This is a genomic window from Bacillus sp. FSL K6-2869 (genome assembly GCF_040869405.1).
In the GTDB taxonomy this organism is placed as follows: Bacteria; Bacillota; Bacilli; order Bacillales; family Bacillaceae; genus Bacillus; species Bacillus altitudinis.
Window position 1 is genome coordinate 2,733,884 of record NZ_CP152035.1, and the last position, 15,704, is coordinate 2,749,587.

A 15,704-nucleotide genomic window follows, 5' to 3' on the forward strand; every position below is an offset into this window, starting at 1 on the left:
TTCAATTTACCTATTCTAACACTCATAACTGAAAAATGCTTGAATTAGGACCTACTCCTAGTATTATGCCATGATTTTTTCATTTCGTCTTCTTTTTTAAAAATATTCTAACAATTTATGTACAAAAAAAAGAGCGGGGATGAACCCGCTCATAAGCCATAGCTTTTTAATTGTGTGTCTTAGAAAGATCCGCCACCCATATGTTGTTGAGCGTAAGATACAAGACGCTTAGTGATTTCTCCACCAACTGATCCGTTAGCGCGAGCTGTTGTTTCTGGTCCAAGGTTTACGCCAAATTCTGAAGCGATTTCGTACTTCATTTGGTCGATCGCTTGTGCAGCGCCTGGAACGACTAATTGATTAGAACTGCTTTGTCTGTTTTGTTGAGCCATGTGTTCTCACCTCCTTGTGAATATAGAATGTGTAGAAACACATGACTTCATGCGATTGATTTTATGGTAATTATTATGAAATTTTTTATTTAGAATAAATCAGCGAATTTGTCAGCTGCTTTCTTTTCATTTGTGACAACGATTGTTTCGATCTGCTCCACTGCCTCATCAAGCATTGGCTCGAATTCAGCAAAGCTTTCGTAGCGTTCTACTTTTTCAAGCTTTGGTTTTGTTTTTGGAGATGGCGGCGTAAAGATCGTGCAGCAATCCTCAAATGGCTGAATGCTTGTCTCATATGTGCCAATTCGTCTCGCTTCTTCGATAATGTCATTCTTATCCACGGCAATTAGCGGGCGAATGATCGGTGTGTTTGTGACATGATTAATGGCATACATGCTTTCAAGTGTCTGACTTGCCACTTGACCAAGGCTTTCCCCTGTAATAATGGCAAGCGCATCACGCTTGTCTCTTATTTTATCTGCAATTTTGAGCATCATTCTTCTCGTTGAAGTCATCGTATAGTTTTCTGGTACTTGTTTGTGAATGAGCTCTTGGATTTTCGTAAAAGGAACGATGTGAAGCTTGACTTCGCCTCCATAGGCAGCTAAGCATTCCGCTAGATCAATGACCTTTTGCTTGGCACGTTCACTTGTATAAGGCGGGCTAAAGAAATGAACAGCTTCAATTTGAATGCCTCTTTTCATTGCCTGATAGCCTGCCACTGGGCTGTCAAAGCCGCCAGAGAGCATCAGCATCGCTCTTCCGCTTGAACCAACTGGCAGTCCGCCTGCACCTTTTACATCTTTAAATGTAATGTACGTCGCAGGTTCTCTTATTTCAATTCGCAAGTGAACATCTGGCTGTTTCACATTAACGGTTAAGTTGTCTGTATTCCTTAAAACATGTCCACCAATTTCTCGGTTCATTTCATTTGAATCAAGCTCAAATTGTTTATAAGAGCGTTTCGTTGAGACCTTAAATGTATTTCCTTGTTCATACACTTCCTGAACCGCTGAGAGTGCCGCTTCTTTGATGGCATCAAGATTTGTCTCACATTTTACAGCCAGGCTAAAGCTTTGAATGCCAAATACACCTTTAAGCTGTTCTGAAATCGGTTCAGGGTCTTCTCCGTTTAGCATGATCGTAATGCGGTCTCTGTCAGATGCATACTTTAATGCTTCAAAATCTTTCAATACAAAGCGGATATGCTGCCTTAGTTTTTCGATAAATTTCTTTCTATTTTTCCCTTTTGTTGAAATCTCACCAAAACGGACTAAAATATGGTCATACTTCATGTTGTTATCTCATTCCTTTTAATTTTTTCACACTTTGTGCGATCGATGTGATGATTTGCGGCGCTAGCTCTGGTCCTTGTCCATATGTCAAACTGATTCTCATGCTGCTTTTGGCTGCTTCTTCTGATTTTCCCATCGCCAGCAGGACACGGCTTGGTTCCTTTTTCTTAGCAGAACAAGCAGACGTTGTCGAAACGTAAATGCCTTCTTTTTCGAGCATATGCAGAAGGACTTCGATCTGAATACCTGGCACTGAAAAATTCACAATGTGCGGTGCGCTATGCGTCAGCGGTGTGTTTATGACGACGCCTTCTATCTTTCCAAGCTGCTGCTCTAGCTCTGTTTTTAAAGCGATCATCTCATCATGATGCTTGTTTAAATGTTCAAATGATTGCTTTATGGCTTTTGCTAAACTGACAGCTCCAGCAGGGTTCTCAGTCCCTGAGCGAAGGCCTAGTTCCTGCTCTCCTCCTGTGATAAATGGGGCAAGCACTACACCTTTCTTTAAAAAGAGCGCTCCTGTGCCTTTTAAGCCATGAATTTTGTGACCAGACATCGTTAAAAGATCAATATCCATCTCTTTAGGCAGCGGAACCTTGCCAATTCCTTGTACGCCGTCGACATGAAAAATCGCCTCTTTGGCATACTTCCGAATGATGCTGGCCGCTTCCTCTATCGGCTGAATCGCGCCTGTTTCATTGTTTACATGCATGAGACTGACAAGCACTGTATCAGAGCGAAGCACTTCTTTTAAATGCGTCATATCTGCACGGCCATGCTCATTTACTGGAATATAGGAAATATCAAAGCCAAATAATGTTTTCAGCTGTTCAAACGATTCGATGACAGATGGATGCTCAATCGCTGTTGTGACAATATGTCTGCCTCGGTTCATCTTGGCAAGAGCAGCCCCTTTGATGGCTATGTTATTTGCTTCTGTTGCACCTGAAGTAAAAATAATCTCATATTGTGTAAAACCTGTATAGTGAAGGATTTGTTTTCGCGTTTCACTTAATAGACGGCTCGCATCAATTCCAAGTTGATGCAGCGAAGACGGATTCCCAAAAAAACGTTCACTCACTTGCTGATGTACTTGTAAAACCTCTGGATAAGGCTTTGTTGTGGCACTATTATCAAGATAAATCATATCTTAAACTCCTTACAAAAAAACTTAAAAAATAAATGCATTTATATGTTACCATAATGAAGTCAGACAGAGAATTTTCTGAAAATGGCAGTTGACAACTTTTCATTTTCACTATATCATCCATAGTGCAATTGTCATATAAACACCTAAATTGTCAGAATATTTAAATTTGACACAATACACTGATTGAGGAGGGACTATTTTGAAAAATAGTTTAAGTATAAAAGAAACATTGGCTATTGGACTAATGCTTTTTGCATTATTCTTTGGCGCAGGAAATATGATTTTCCCGCCTGTTCTTGGACAATATGCTGGTGAAAACGTATGGCTTGCCATCGGTGGATTCCTACTTACAGGCGTAGGTCTTCCACTATTAGGGGTTATTGCTGTCGCCCTTACAGGTACCGGAGCCAAAGGTCTTGCCGATAAAGCACACCCTAAATTCGGGACTATCTTCACCGTTATTCTGTATTTATCCATTGGACCATTTTTCGCCATTCCGCGAACTGGTACGGTTTCGTATGAGATAGGATTAGCTCCATTTCTCTCAGGTGCCCAAGCCACTTCATGGGTACCACTATTCATCTTTACCGTAGTGTTTTTCACTATTTCATACTTGCTTGCGTTAAATCCTTCAAAGCTGGTTGATCGTATTGGTAAAATTTTGACACCGATCTTATTAACTGTTATTGCTATTATTGTCATTAAAGCCATTGCTACGCCAATGGGAATGATCGGTGCTCCAGATAAAACATATGAGGCAAATCCGCTTTTCACTGGATTTTTAGAAGGCTATAAAACAATGGATGCACTTGCTTCTATCGTATTTGGAATCGTCGTGGTGACAGCTGTTAAGGACAGAGGCATCACAGAGCGAAAATCTCTTGCAGCAGCTTGTATTAAGGCAGGACTCGTAGCAGCTGTTGGACTGGCACTCGTGTACATTTCACTTGCTTATGTGGGTGCTTCAAGCCCCGATGCCACGGGAATGGTTGGAGCAAATGATGGCGGCAAACTGCTTTCACTTTCTGCCAACTTTTTATTCGGTTCTGCTGGTAACATTGTTCTTGGCGCAGCCATTTTATTCGCTTGTTTAACGACTAGTGTTGGACTTATTTCATCATGTGGAGAATACTTTTCAAAGCTCTTCCCAGCACTTTCTTATCGTACCGTCGTTCTAATTGTTTCTCTATTTAGCACATTCGTTGCAAACCTTGGACTCGCACAGATCATCTCACTATCTGTTCCAGTTCTTGTGACCATCTATCCACTGGCCATTGTCATTATTTTATTATCGTTCCTTGACCGCTGGATTAACGGCAGAAGAATCATTTATATCACTTCTCTCATCTTTACTGGTTTCTTTGCCATCATTGATGGATTATTAGCTGCCGAAGTGAATCTAGGCGGATTGCCTGGCATCTTGAAATCAATTGTTCCGTTTTACGATTTAGGCATTGGCTGGATCATACCCGCTATTATCGGTGCTTTGATTGGTGTACTTATTTCCATGTTTACCAGCCCACCAAAGCAACTTGCCTCATAACATCACAAGCCAAAACATCCCCTTCCAAAGAAGAAGGGGATGTTTTTTTTATTGTTCTTCATATACTAAAATAGAAAAATTCATGACTTTTGTACGAAAACACATGTTGACATCAGGCGTACATCCTTTATAATTAGTGATTGTTAATGATGAACGGTTACCTAGCAACTAATTAACAGAATATTTCAACATAATAATGGAGGCTTTAAATGCAATGAAGGCAACTTTGTCGACGAAAGATACGGTTATCATAGGTTTTATGCTGTTTGCTCTATTCTTCGGCGCCGGTAATATGATTTATCCACCAGAGCTTGGGCAATATGCTGGGCAAAATGTGTGGAAAGCAATGGGCGGATTTTTATTAACAGGTGTCGGTTTACCTCTTCTAGGGATTATTGCAATCGCTTTGACAGGTCGAGATGCGAAAGGATTAGCTGATAAAGCTCACCCAGCTTTTGGAACAGCGTTTACCGTCATTTTATATTTATCTATCGGGCCACTTTTCGCTATTCCTCGTACAGGAACGGTTTCATATGAAATTGGTGCACTACCCTTTTTAGCTGGTGTACCAGCTTGGCTCTCACTTTTTTTATTTACACTGGCCTTTTTTGGTATTACGTACTATCTTGCGCTAAATCCAACGAAAATTGTGGATCGTGTAGGGAAAGTATTAACACCGATCAAATTTACGATCATTTTGATTATCATCGTCAAAGCCATTTTGACACCGATGGGCGTCATTGGCACACCTGATGTGTCCTATAGCAATGGATCATTTTTCAAAGGGTTTTTAGAAGGCTATAAAACCATGGACGCTCTTGCATCTATTGTGTTTGGAGTTGTTGTCATCAACGCTATTAAAGGACGCGGCGTGACAAGTAAAAAGGCCCTGACATCTGCTTGTATCAAAGCAGGCCTAATTGCAGCTTGCGGATTAACATTTGTTTATCTATCACTTGCTTATTTAGGTGCTTCAAGTACACACGCCATTGGTTTTGTTGGAGATGGCAGTAAGATCTTGGCTCAGTCTTCACAATTTCTTTTTGGCAGTTTAGGAAATATTGTGTTAGGTGCGGCGATTACGGTTGCCTGTTTAACTACAAGTATCGGTCTCGTGACATCGTGCGGAGAGTATTTCTCAAATTTATTACCTAAACTTTCTTATAAAATGGTCGTTACACTCGTCACATTATTCAGTTTTATCATTTCAAATTTTGGACTTGCTCATATTATCGCTTTTTCAGTACCTGTGTTAACTGCGATTTATCCGTTAGCGATTGTGATTATCGTCTTATCACTTGCTGACAAATGGCTTGGTCATAGAAGACCTGTGTATGTCCTTACTTTGATTTTAACTGGCTGCGTCAGTCTGTTTGACGGCTTAGCAGCGGCGAAACTGCCGATTGGTCCTGTGAAAGATCTCTTTCAAACGATCTTGCCGCTATATGACCTTGGCATTGGCTGGATTGTACCTGCCATACTCGGAATCGTAATTGGATTTGTTATCTCTCTATTCACTTCTTCTGCTTCAGAAGAACGCCAAAAGCAAGCTTCATAACATGGAAAAAGCTGAAGTCCTAAAATGGACTTCAGCTTTTTTATTGATGCTGATATTCTTTTTCTTGCTGAGTTAAAAGCTTCTGAACGGCTCCAGGTGATGCTTTTTCGACAGCAGCTGCTGCCACATCAAATGAATCGTTATAATCATAGGCATAAAATCTTCGTTCTGCCTCTTTTAATTGCTCTGAAAGAATGTGGTTTTGACTTCTAAACCGGTTGCCGTATTGTATAATCCGTTCAATTTGATCCACTTTACGAAGCATGTCATGTGTTTCATCAACCACTTGTCTGACTGTTTCAGAGGCTTCTTTTAATTGCTGGTTCACTGCTAGCATATTCAGCGGCAAATTTTCTAGCTGCTCCTGCACTTGCTGAATCATCTCCTGCGCTTTTTCAGCACGTTCTTTGATGTCAGCAGGCACACCTGGAATGTTGCTTTTGTGCAGCTGGCGCACTGTATCTGTCAGCATGGTTTTAAGTTCAGCCAATGTTTCTCTTGCCTGTAATTCTTCTTTTCGTAACGATTGAAGGTGATCTTTAAACGCTTCATGAAGCGTTTTGGCTTCCTCAATAAAGGTCTCAAGCTGATTGATTTCATCCATTAATAATGTGTATGCGACATGGTCACGATCAAGCTTCTCTCGTATTTGCTTCATGAGCTTTTCAATTTCTTCTAATCGTTTTTCGAAGGCTTTCTGCTGATCCAGCTCTCCCGCTGTCAGCTTGTAGCTTTCTTTCACAAGAGTCGTTTCTGCCTTAGTCTGCGTGTGGTCTTGTTCAAGTTTTTCAAATGCCTCGGTCAGCTCAGGCATTTTGCTCTTGATTTCCTGACCTGCTTCTACTTCTGCTTCTAGCTGATCATACAGCGTCTGAATCGCATCATCAATCATTTGCAGAATGCTTGATGCTTCATCTAAATTGAGTTCATCAATCAGCAGTTTCTCCGCCCGGGTCAGCTGTTTATTCAAGTTCTCCAGCTCTTTTGTGATCTGGATGTGCTCTAGCTTGTAGCCTTTGTCTGTCATTTCTTTATAACCGTCTTTCAGCTTCGTCAGCTGACCTGGCACAGTTTGTTTGCAGTCTGCGATGAGCTTCGGTACATCATTGATATATAATTGCAGCTGATCGAGTCTGCGGTCTTGCTCAAGCAAAATTTTCCTTGCTGTCATGTAGTTTCCGTTTTCTGTCTCTTCTTCATACTGCTTGATCCCTTCCCAGGCCTCATCTAAGTCCTGCTCCATTTTGTCATAAAGGGTGCCGTATAAATGGCTGTAAGCAAGTAGATTTTTTCGTACCGTTTGATATTGCTCTTTGACCTTCTCGATGTCTTTTCGGTTTTGCTCTTCACTTGTGACAAGGTCTGCAATCTCTTTTAAAATGTCTTCGATGTTTGAATCAGCAGCGGTGAGCAGATCTCCTATATGCGCAAGGACTTGCTTCGCTTTGGAGAATCGATATTTATCAGAATACTCCTCTGCATCATATAATAGCTCCTCTACCTTTGGAAGATGGGCTGTGACGATATCGTCCCACTCTGCACGCCATCTTTCAAAAAACTGCTCTGTTTCTCCGGTCATTTTTAAATGTTTGATTTTTGAAATTTCTTCTACAATTGATCTGTTTAAAATTTCAATTTTCCATGCTTCCAATCGGTCAATCTCTTTATATATATTTTTTCTGAGGAAATAACCGACTGAAAACAAAGCAAGCAAAATGACAATTAAACCGATGATAAACTCCATAATGAGCCCCCTTGTTGTGATCTAAGTGATGTCAGGGTAGTGTCCCGAGTAGACCTGAGAACCCTTTCGTGTCCGCTTTGCATTTGTTTTTTATAAGCAGGATTGTATTTTTCCCAATACGATCCATTCACGGTTTTATGTATGTTTTTTCAAGAAAGTCATTCAGGCTTTCTATCATTTGATCACATGTATTGATGTGACCTGTTTTTATGTATGCGGAAGCTGTCGTTTTCATTGTTATTATGATACCATGTAACCAGCATTTTTGGTCATGATTTTTCATTATTTTCGCTGATAAACATGACGTTTTTCAAAATATCGACAAGAGGTGACGACATGTTGAAACAAGATGCACATTTACATACGCCATTTTGCCCGCACGGTACGCTTGATCCTTTTCATTCTTATATTGAAAAAGCAATGAAAAAGGGATTTGATTCCATCACCTTTACCGAGCATGCCCCGCTGCCTCCTTCGTTTCGAGATCCAACGCCTGAACAGGATAGCGCCATGAAGCTTCGAGACCTTGAAGCCTATTTGACGAAGCTGGATCAGCTGAAACAGGAATACAAAGGACAGTTAATAGTAAAAACTGGGCTTGAGGTCGACTATATCAAAGAGTATGAAGAGGAAACAAGTGCCTTTTTAGACTGCTACGGCCCTGAACTAGACGATAGCATTTTATCTGTTCACTTTCTTCCTGCTGGCAATGATTATATTTGTCTTGATTTTGATGAGCACGCCTTCAAGCAGCTGATCAGTATCTATGGCAGCTCCGAACACGTCTATCAAAGCTACTATGACCAAATTCATTCTTCTATTCTATCATCTTTAGGTCCATATAAGCCAAAGAGAATCGGTCATATCACCCTTGTCCAGAAATTCAAACAACTTTTCCCATACGAAATGTCGCCAGAACTATGTCAAAGGGTCACCCTTTGTCTTGAAGAAACGGCAAAAAAAGGCATGTCCTTAGATTTTAATACATCAGGTCTTCGTAAAACATATGCCAGAAGTATCTATTTAGATCAATGGATGATTGATCTTGCAAAACAGAAAAAAATTCCGCTCATATTCGGGTCTGATGCCCATCAAGCGGAAGATCTCGGGTATGCGTATGATCAATTTGAAGACATCATGAGTTTCAGGTGAGGATCAAGTGCGGGTTCGTTTGGTTCTAACAGATGATGAAGCGACCGGCTCAGTTCCTTATAGTACGTTTGATAAAAGTAAGGCTCGTTTGGGTTGATATAAAGCACCTCTGTTAAATATTGCGGCTGTAAATATGGCATCATCAGAAGTGATTTTAGCTGGATCATAAATGATGAGAGTGACAGCTGCTTACAAATCACATGGGTGCTTTTTCCTTTTTCAATGATGAGCTGAAACAAGTATTTTTCCTTTGTTAAATAGGTGGACATGATTTCCCTGATCAGCGTTGAATCAATGGTCACCTCTCGATAAACGAAACGGGTTAATTGACGATTTTCATGCTGATAAGATAAAATATCAAAAACCACATGAAGTAAACATTCTTTTGCATGACGGGTTTCCATGTGCTGGATGTGCGATTCAATCATCTGAATATAGCCTTCATAAAAATCGGATACGAGTTGCTCGAGCAGCCCTCCTTTTCCTTGAAAGTAATAAGATATATGGGCAACGTTGACGTTTGCTTCCTTCGCAATCTCACGGACAGAGGTTCCAGAAAATCCTTTTTGGTTAAAAAGTCTGATGGCAGCTTCAATAATACGGTCTTTTGTTTGCACGGTTGTTGATGTTTTCATCCGCTCACCCCTCTTCATGTGTACATACTTCAAGGTGAAGGCGGAAGTTCCTTTAATCATTGCTCGACAAATCCCACATGCGAAGCGCAAGTTATGTATTTTTGAGATAGAAAGTAGGAGATTTTCATGTTTCATGTCGAAAAACAGTCTGGTGATCCATCGAAAGACTATCAATTACTCATCAAACAAGTAGAAGCGATTACGGATGGTGAACCTGATCTCATTGCCAACCTAGCCAATGCTGCGGCGCTGCTTTATCACTCGCTTCCTGAAGTCAATTGGGCAGGATTTTATTTAGCAAAAGGCGGAGAACTTGTGCTTGGTCCATTCAACGGACTGCCCGCATGTGTACGCATTCCTTCTGGAAAAGGGGTTTGCGGTACAGCATTTGCGACAGGTGATGTACAGCGTATCGCTGATGTCCATGCATTCCCTGGTCATATTGCATGTGATGCAGCATCGCAATCTGAAATTGTGATCCCACTTAAAGTAAATGGACAAATCATTGGGGTACTCGATATTGACAGTCCAGTGAAAGATCGTTTCAATGAAGTGGATGAAACGTACTTAGTTCATTTTACAGAGGTTCTCCAAAATGCGTTATCAGCCTCTACTGATGCGTCATAATGCTTGAAAAGCAGACAATGTGTCTGCTTTTTTGTTTTGCTTTCTTCCCGGATGAATGCCGACCACGTTTGACATTCTCCTCTTTAAATAGGTTGACTTCTCCTATCTGGCGTCATATAATAGAGTTTGTGTGAAATATGGCAGCCTTTTTGTTCGGCTTTTTTGTATCATTTTGTTCCTTCTATATGGAGGTGCATCTTGTAACTCCCTGCTGCTGGAGCGAGGATGCATGAAAACATAATGACGGAAAAGACAAAGAACAGACGGTTTTTATTTTTCACAAATAAAAACAATAAGGAGGAGTCACATTATGGCTCGCTATACAGGTCCAAGTTGGAAGATTTCCCGCCGTTTAGGCATTTCATTAAGCGGAACAGGTAAGGAACTTGAAAAACGCCCTTACGCTCCAGGCCCACATGGTCCAGGACAACGCAAAAAACTATCTGAATACGGTTTACAATTACAAGAGAAGCAAAAGCTTCGTCACATGTACGGTGTCAACGAACGTCAATTCCGTACACTATTTGACAGAGCTGCTAAACTTCCTGGTAAACAAGGTGAAAACTTCATGATCCTTCTTGAAACTCGCCTTGACAATCTAGTATACCGTCTTGGCCTTGCTCGTACGCGCCGCCAAGCTCGTCAGCTAGTAAACCATGGTCACATCCTTGTTGATGGAAGCCGTGTAGACATCCCATCTTTCTCTGTGAAACCAGGTCAAACGATTGCTCTTCGTGAGAAATCTCAAAACCTTGCAGTTGTGAAAGAATCAGTTGAAGTGAACAACTTCGTACCTGAATACCTTACTTTCGATGCTGAAAAGCTTGAAGGAACTTTCACTCGTCTTCCAGAGCGTTCTGAATTAGCGCCTGAAATCAGCGAACAACTAATCGTTGAGTTCTACTCTCGTTAATTTCATGACTCTCTCAGAGAGTGATCAAACAAACCCTAGAGACCTTGATTGTTCAAGGATTTCTAGGGTTTTTTGTTTGGTTTTTTGTACGATACTCTCTAGCTACAAATAACTTATTTGCACACAAGAAAATTAGAACACCGATTACTCTTTACTCTTTTTCGTTTTCCTCTTACAATTACATTTACTGGATAACTCACAACTTAAAACAATAATGTAAGGAACGTTAAGGAGGAAAACAATTTGTCGATCATTTCATTTATGTTAGCACTTATGCTCATTTCAATTGTTATCTATGCGGTTTTGAGAAAGACAAAAGTTGTCGATGAAGCGCCTGGAGCTATCGCTGAAATTCTCCTCATTTTACTCATCTTTTTTTCGATTAGTTTTGTCATCATCATTCCAAGTTCTGTACTTTATGTTGTTTCATTAGGAGTGAATTTTCTTTTTGGAGAATATATTACCTATGCATCATTTCTTTCATTATTGACCTTCTGTCTATTCGTCAGTGGGATTGTTCTTTTTTGGTCGATCTTTTTAGTATTCATTGGTAAAGGAATTTCCTCTTTGCTAAGATTTCCTCAATGGTTCACGTTTATCTTTGAATTTTTACTCTCATGGATCGTTGTGCATTTCTCAATTAAGTTTGTACTTAATATGAACATAGTCAATGTCTCAATTTGGGAGCACGGCACACTCATTTTATCTTTCTTTGTCAGCTTCTTATTTATTGGAATTGATCTTATCTACTCAAGTATTGAACAACGAAAACAGCCGCTGGATGAACAAGCAAAAAGCTCCTAGAGATGATTTCTAGGAGCTTTTGCTTGCCCAATTTGTGATCAGCTGCTCAGTTGTCAGGATAGTCGCAAATTCGTCATGCAGTGTTGCAAGTGAAAGGCGATGGATCGTTTCTGGTTCATAGTATGTACCGGTTTGATCTGCGAGTCCAAAGGCGGCTGTTGCATCCGAAATGAGGTATGTATTAAAGCCTAGGTTTCCACTCATTCTTGTTGTGGTAGATACGCAGTGCGGTGTTGTGAGTCCAGCAATCACAACAGTGTTGATCTCGTTTGATCTTAGTTGTTCCTCTAAGTTTGTACCTATAAAGCTGCTGTTGACTTTCTTTTGTATGACCATTTCTTCATCTAACGGTTTAGCGATCTCTTTGAAGGAGTGCCCTTCATTTGCTGGATGAAATAAGGAGTGCGGCTGATCCGATGTATGCTGAATATGAATGACTGTCCATCCTTTTTCTCTCCAAAACGTCAATAGACGACTGATGTTCTTCTCTGCATCTAGGTTATTCCGTTCTCCCCATTTTTCGTGCTCGAATGCTTTCTGTACATCGACCATAATCAAAGCCTTTTGATGATGTTGCACAAATACCCACCTCCGAAGATTCTCGTTCATTATATGTAGTGTAAGGAATGGCGATTGATTTGTACATGTTTTTATTTGGCTATGTACGATGTTTTGTCTGTTTTTGCAGTAAAAAGACAAACCACACACTGGCTATTAAGTAATAGATACCAATGATGGATGTACAATTAGATATGACTTCTGCCCATTGCACTGATTTGACGATTGCCATCCAGATCATATAGATGATCAGAAATGAACATGGGAAATAGAGAAAGTAGCCTAAGAAAGCATATTTGAGTTTTTGCGTCATCTTTTATCCTCCTAAAAACCTTCTGCAACACCTAGCAGATTCTATATAACCATGACATCAAAAAAGACAGCACAAATCGCTGTCTTTTTTATTTTTTAATTCGTATTCTGTCCTCCGCCATTCAATCCTTCTTTCACATAGCCTTTGACTTGGCTTGAGGTTAATAGACCGATATGTCCAACGCCGTGGATGAGGACATTTCTTGCGCCAATTAAACGCGAAAGGCTGTTGACGACGATGAGATCGGCTGAGCTATAGACGGATGTGTAAAGAATTTTTTGATTTGGATCGGTGCCTGGTAATGCTCTGAGTGAAACGAGTCCATTCGCTCCACCAAGTGTGACGACGTTTTCAATTTTATCTCCGCCGTCTAGGTTCTTAATATAGTATAACGTGTTCGCACCGCCCATACTATGAGCCACAATATCTACTTTTTTGGCGCCCGTTTTGGCTAGTACATCTTTGACGAATCTAGAGAGCCTCGGGCCATTGTTTAGGTTATTGCCTGTTTTGTCTATGAAATCGATTGCAAAAAGTTGGTTTTGATCCCATCCCTGTGATACTAAGTATCGTTTGATCGAAGCAAAGTTATAAGACGCACCACCCATGCCATGCACCATCACAACCGGATTATGCGTAGCCGCTTTGACTTCTTTCGGCTGGATGAAGGCCATTGAACCTAGCACTAAGGCAAGGGCAACAAGAATTTGCAAACTCTTTTTCTTAAATCGAATCACTTTCATTCCCCCTTATTCATCTTATTTGACTCTATTTTATACAAGAAAAATATGTCAGAAAAGTGAACAAGGTAATGTTTATGAGATGATTTTACAGAAATATAAATAATCATAAAGCACCTTGGACTTTTTTAAATTAAAACAAAAAGACTACGAGCCCCTCTATCTTTCATATATAATGTGAATAGACAAAAGGAGGTTCTGCTAGATGCTGTTTACTCAAACACCTGCACTACCCTATTATGCCGTGATTTTCACATCAAAACGAACAAATGTCGAGCAGAAAGAATACGCCGTGGCTGCTCAAAAAATGGAAGAATTAGCGAAAGAACTAGACGGGTTTCTTGGAATAGAAAGTGTACGAGATGAACATGGTGTTGGAATCACTGTCTCTTACTGGGATTCATTAGCAGCCATCAAAGAATGGAAAGCACATACAGCACATCAGCGTGTTCAAAAAAAAGGAAAAAAAGATTGGTATGAATCCTATACAACCCGAATTTGTAAGGTAGAACATGCTTATACAAACGAAGATTCACTCCTTGAGTAAGAAACAGACAAATGAGAGAAAACCGCTCTGTAAAAGCTGAATTCCTACTTCTGAATAAAAAAGAAAAGCACCTCAATGTATATGAACATTTGAGGTGCTTTTCATGATACTTACTGTTTCATAAGGATTTATTTATACGTCACAAGGAAATATTTCTTTTTCCCTCTTCTTAAGACCGTAAATTGGTTTTCAATTCGGTCATCTGCTGAAAGGACATAGTCTTTGTCGGTTTGCCTCTCTCCGTTGATGTAGACGGCACCGTTTGTGATATCTTCACGTGCTTGACGTTTTGATGGAGACAGTTTTGATTCGACAAGAACATCAACCAGTGTTAATTCTTCTGCACTGTCTTTCTCCATTGATGGCACATCTTTAAAGCCTACTTTCACTTCTTCTGCTGTAAGAGATTTGATCTCGCCTTTAAATAGCGCATTTGAGATGTTGACAGCCTGTTCTAGTGATTCACGGCCATGCACAAGTGTTGTGACTTCTTCTGCCAAACGGCGCTGTGCTTCACGTTTTTCAGGGGCTGTTTGCACTTTTTCTTCGTAAGATGCGATCTCTTCTTTCGATAAGAACGTAAAGTATTTTAAGTATTTCACAACGTCACGGTCATCTGTGTTGATCCAGAACTGGTAGAACTCATATGGAGATGTTTTTTCTTTATCTAACCAGATGGCGCCGCCTTCTGTTTTCCCAAACTTCGTGCCGTCTGCTTTTGTCACAAGCGGCATTGTGAGACCGAATGCTTTTGCGCCTTCTGCTTCAGACTTACGGATCAACTCAAGTCCAGATGTGATATTTCCCCATTGGTCACTTCCGCCAATTTGCAGCTTACAGTTTTCATTTCTGTAAAGGTTCAAGAAGTCTAACGATTGCAGAATCACGTAGCTGAATTCTGTGTACGAAATCCCTGTTTCAATACGGGAGCTGACGATATCTTTTGCGAGCATGAAGTTGACACCGAAGTTCTTTCCAATATCACGAAGGAACGTGATGACATTCATTTGACTGATCCAGTCATAGTTATTGACGATGACAGCTGGGTTGTCACCTGCTTCAAAATCAAGGAATTGAGAGAGCTGGCCTTTGATTTTCTCTGACCACTGTTCGACGATTTCTGCTGGGTTTAGTGAACGTTCTGCTTTTTTGAAACTTGGGTCACCAATCAGTCCAGTTGCGCCGCCAACAAGTGCAATCGGATGATGGCCTGCTTCTTGGAATCTGCGCAATGTTAATATTGGCAGTAAGTGACCAATGTGCAAGCTGTCAGCTGTTGGATCAAAGCCGGAGTATAGCTTGATTTTTTCTTCTGCTAATAATTTTGTTAAACCTTCTTCATCTGTTTGTTGCTGAATTAATCCTCTGAACGATAATTCTTCCATCAATTGACTCATATCCAAATCTCCTTTTTTTACAATTCAACATAAAAAACGCCCCTTCGAATGAACGAAGGGACGATATATATCGCGGTACCACCCTGCTTAAAAGACAAAACAACACGTCTTTTCACTTACACTGATAACGGACAGATCCGTTCTTTCACTAATCAGGCAACATGCATGCTCCTTTTCGTAAAAGCGGTTCGTGAGGGTAATTCGAATATCTCTTTGTACTGACTCGCACCAGCCGTCAGCTCTCTTGGACAGGGAAAGATGATTCTACTGAATCTCAGTCAAAACCTTTTCGTATTCAACTAAAGTCATTTTTAACATACTTTTGATATCAAGTCA

General features: G+C 40.4%; 16 protein-coding genes and 1 other annotated feature. Of the genes, 7 read left to right on the top strand and 9 right to left on the bottom strand.

Going from position 1 to position 15,704, the window contains the following annotated elements; translation table 11 throughout:
* Window positions 1–179: 179 nt before the first annotated feature.
* The 3 genes from MHI58_RS14090 to MHI58_RS14100 form a co-directional block, all read right to left on the bottom strand.
* Window positions 180–392, bottom strand: a complete 213-nt coding sequence (locus MHI58_RS14090; protein ID WP_003216385.1) for an alpha/beta-type small acid-soluble spore protein — start codon at window positions 390–392, stop codon at window positions 180–182.
* Window positions 393–481: 89 nt separating this feature from the next.
* A complete protein-coding gene (gene thiI, locus MHI58_RS14095) occupies window positions 482–1,687 on the bottom strand; it encodes a tRNA uracil 4-sulfurtransferase ThiI (RefSeq protein WP_045034164.1) in 1,206 nt (401 codons plus the stop codon).
* A 4-nt stretch (window positions 1,688–1,691) separates the two neighbouring features.
* Window positions 1,692–2,834, bottom strand: a complete 1,143-nt coding sequence (locus MHI58_RS14100; RefSeq protein ID WP_045034165.1) for a cysteine desulfurase family protein — start codon at window positions 2,832–2,834, stop codon at window positions 1,692–1,694.
* Window positions 2,835–3,036: 202 nt separating this feature from the next.
* On the opposite strand from MHI58_RS14100, the gene brnQ (MHI58_RS14105) reads away from it, so the two are divergent.
* Both brnQ (MHI58_RS14105) and brnQ (MHI58_RS14110) read left to right on the top strand, forming a co-directional pair.
* Entirely contained in the window at window positions 3,037–4,380 is a 1,344-nt protein-coding gene (gene brnQ / locus MHI58_RS14105) for a branched-chain amino acid transport system II carrier protein (RefSeq protein ID WP_045034166.1), read from the top strand.
* A 214-nt stretch (window positions 4,381–4,594) separates the two neighbouring features.
* Complete coding sequence (gene brnQ / locus MHI58_RS14110) at window positions 4,595–5,938, top strand: branched-chain amino acid transport system II carrier protein (RefSeq protein WP_017367859.1); 1,344 nt, start codon at window positions 4,595–4,597, stop codon at window positions 5,936–5,938.
* Window positions 5,939–5,978: 40 nt separating this feature from the next.
* On the opposite strand, the gene ezrA is transcribed toward brnQ (MHI58_RS14110), so the two are convergent.
* Complete coding sequence (ezrA, locus tag MHI58_RS14115) at window positions 5,979–7,682, bottom strand: septation ring formation regulator EzrA (RefSeq protein WP_045034167.1); 1,704 nt, start codon at window positions 7,680–7,682, stop codon at window positions 5,979–5,981.
* Window positions 7,683–8,018: 336 nt separating this feature from the next.
* On the opposite strand from ezrA, the gene hisJ reads away from it, so the two are divergent.
* Window positions 8,019–8,834 (top strand): histidinol-phosphatase HisJ, encoded by an 816-nt coding sequence (gene hisJ, locus MHI58_RS14120; RefSeq protein WP_045034168.1) that lies wholly within the window; start codon window positions 8,019–8,021, stop codon window positions 8,832–8,834.
* On the opposite strand, the gene refZ is transcribed toward hisJ, so the two are convergent.
* Window positions 8,804–9,469: a forespore capture DNA-binding protein RefZ gene (gene refZ, locus MHI58_RS14125; protein ID WP_008343081.1), complete on the bottom strand. Its 666-nt coding sequence runs from the start codon at window positions 9,467–9,469 to the stop codon at window positions 8,804–8,806. The genes hisJ and refZ overlap by 31 nt on opposite strands.
* 126 nt (window positions 9,470–9,595) lie before the next feature.
* Between refZ and MHI58_RS14130 the strand changes: the two genes are divergently transcribed.
* The 3 genes from MHI58_RS14130 to MHI58_RS14140 all read left to right on the top strand — a co-directional run bounded on the left by MHI58_RS14130 (window position 9,596) and on the right by MHI58_RS14140 (window position 11,813).
* The gene (locus MHI58_RS14130) at window positions 9,596–10,096 is read left to right on the top strand and encodes a GAF domain-containing protein (protein ID WP_045034169.1); all 501 of its coding nucleotides are present in this window, start codon (window positions 9,596–9,598) and stop codon (window positions 10,094–10,096) included.
* A gap of 310 nt (window positions 10,097–10,406) precedes the next feature.
* A complete protein-coding gene (gene rpsD, locus MHI58_RS14135) occupies window positions 10,407–11,009 on the top strand; it encodes a 30S ribosomal protein S4 (protein ID WP_007501777.1) in 603 nt (200 codons plus the stop codon).
* A 243-nt stretch (window positions 11,010–11,252) separates the two neighbouring features.
* Entirely contained in the window at window positions 11,253–11,813 is a 561-nt protein-coding gene (locus MHI58_RS14140) for a hypothetical protein (RefSeq protein WP_024718693.1), read from the top strand.
* A gap of 9 nt (window positions 11,814–11,822) precedes the next feature.
* Here the strand turns inward: MHI58_RS14140 and MHI58_RS14145 are convergent, their stop codons facing one another.
* The 3 genes from MHI58_RS14145 to MHI58_RS14155 all read right to left on the bottom strand — a co-directional run bounded on the left by MHI58_RS14145 (window position 11,823) and on the right by MHI58_RS14155 (window position 13,427).
* Window positions 11,823–12,422 (bottom strand): cysteine hydrolase family protein, encoded by a 600-nt coding sequence (locus tag MHI58_RS14145; RefSeq protein ID WP_110487343.1) that lies wholly within the window; start codon window positions 12,420–12,422, stop codon window positions 11,823–11,825.
* Window positions 12,423–12,471: 49 nt separating this feature from the next.
* Window positions 12,472–12,684, bottom strand: a complete 213-nt coding sequence (locus MHI58_RS14150) for a hypothetical protein (RefSeq protein ID WP_039170275.1) — start codon at window positions 12,682–12,684, stop codon at window positions 12,472–12,474.
* A 95-nt stretch (window positions 12,685–12,779) separates the two neighbouring features.
* Complete coding sequence (locus MHI58_RS14155) at window positions 12,780–13,427, bottom strand: triacylglycerol lipase (RefSeq protein ID WP_041506709.1); 648 nt, start codon at window positions 13,425–13,427, stop codon at window positions 12,780–12,782.
* Between the two features lie 202 nt (window positions 13,428–13,629).
* Here MHI58_RS14155 and MHI58_RS14160 point away from each other — a divergent pair, with 202 nt between their 5' ends.
* Window positions 13,630–13,971, top strand: a complete 342-nt coding sequence (locus tag MHI58_RS14160) for an antibiotic biosynthesis monooxygenase (protein ID WP_039170277.1) — start codon at window positions 13,630–13,632, stop codon at window positions 13,969–13,971.
* Window positions 13,972–14,099: 128 nt separating this feature from the next.
* On the opposite strand, the gene tyrS is transcribed toward MHI58_RS14160, so the two are convergent.
* On the bottom strand, window positions 14,100–15,368 hold the full coding sequence (tyrS, locus tag MHI58_RS14165) for a tyrosine--tRNA ligase (protein WP_008343066.1): 1,269 nt from the start codon (window positions 15,366–15,368) through the stop codon (window positions 14,100–14,102).
* Between the two features lie 53 nt (window positions 15,369–15,421).
* Window positions 15,422–15,659 (bottom strand) — a binding site (T-box leader).
* Window positions 15,660–15,704 lie beyond the last annotated feature (45 nt).

Coding starts and splice junctions, on each gene's coding strand:
- MHI58_RS14090 (WP_003216385.1), bottom strand. CDS start 392: ATGGCTCAACAAAACAGACAAAGCAGTTCTAATCAATTAGTCGTTCCA.
- thiI (WP_045034164.1), bottom strand. CDS start 1,687: ATGAAGTATGACCATATTTTAGTCCGTTTTGGTGAGATTTCAACAAAA.
- MHI58_RS14100 (WP_045034165.1), bottom strand. CDS start 2,834: ATGATTTATCTTGATAATAGTGCCACAACAAAGCCTTATCCAGAGGTT.
- brnQ (WP_017367859.1), top strand. CDS start 4,595: ATGAAGGCAACTTTGTCGACGAAAGATACGGTTATCATAGGTTTTATG.
- ezrA (WP_045034167.1), bottom strand. CDS start 7,682: ATGGAGTTTATCATCGGTTTAATTGTCATTTTGCTTGCTTTGTTTTCA.
- hisJ (WP_045034168.1), top strand. CDS start 8,019: ATGTTGAAACAAGATGCACATTTACATACGCCATTTTGCCCGCACGGT.
- refZ (WP_008343081.1), bottom strand. CDS start 9,469: ATGAAAACATCAACAACCGTGCAAACAAAAGACCGTATTATTGAAGCT.
- MHI58_RS14130 (WP_045034169.1), top strand. CDS start 9,596: ATGTTTCATGTCGAAAAACAGTCTGGTGATCCATCGAAAGACTATCAA.
- rpsD (WP_007501777.1), top strand. CDS start 10,407: ATGGCTCGCTATACAGGTCCAAGTTGGAAGATTTCCCGCCGTTTAGGC.
- MHI58_RS14145 (WP_110487343.1), bottom strand. CDS start 12,422: ATGAACGAGAATCTTCGGAGGTGGGTATTTGTGCAACATCATCAAAAG.
- MHI58_RS14150 (WP_039170275.1), bottom strand. CDS start 12,684: ATGACGCAAAAACTCAAATATGCTTTCTTAGGCTACTTTCTCTATTTC.
- MHI58_RS14155 (WP_041506709.1), bottom strand. CDS start 13,427: ATGAAAGTGATTCGATTTAAGAAAAAGAGTTTGCAAATTCTTGTTGCC.
- MHI58_RS14160 (WP_039170277.1), top strand. CDS start 13,630: ATGCTGTTTACTCAAACACCTGCACTACCCTATTATGCCGTGATTTTC.
- tyrS (WP_008343066.1), bottom strand. CDS start 15,368: ATGAGTCAATTGATGGAAGAATTATCGTTCAGAGGATTAATTCAGCAA.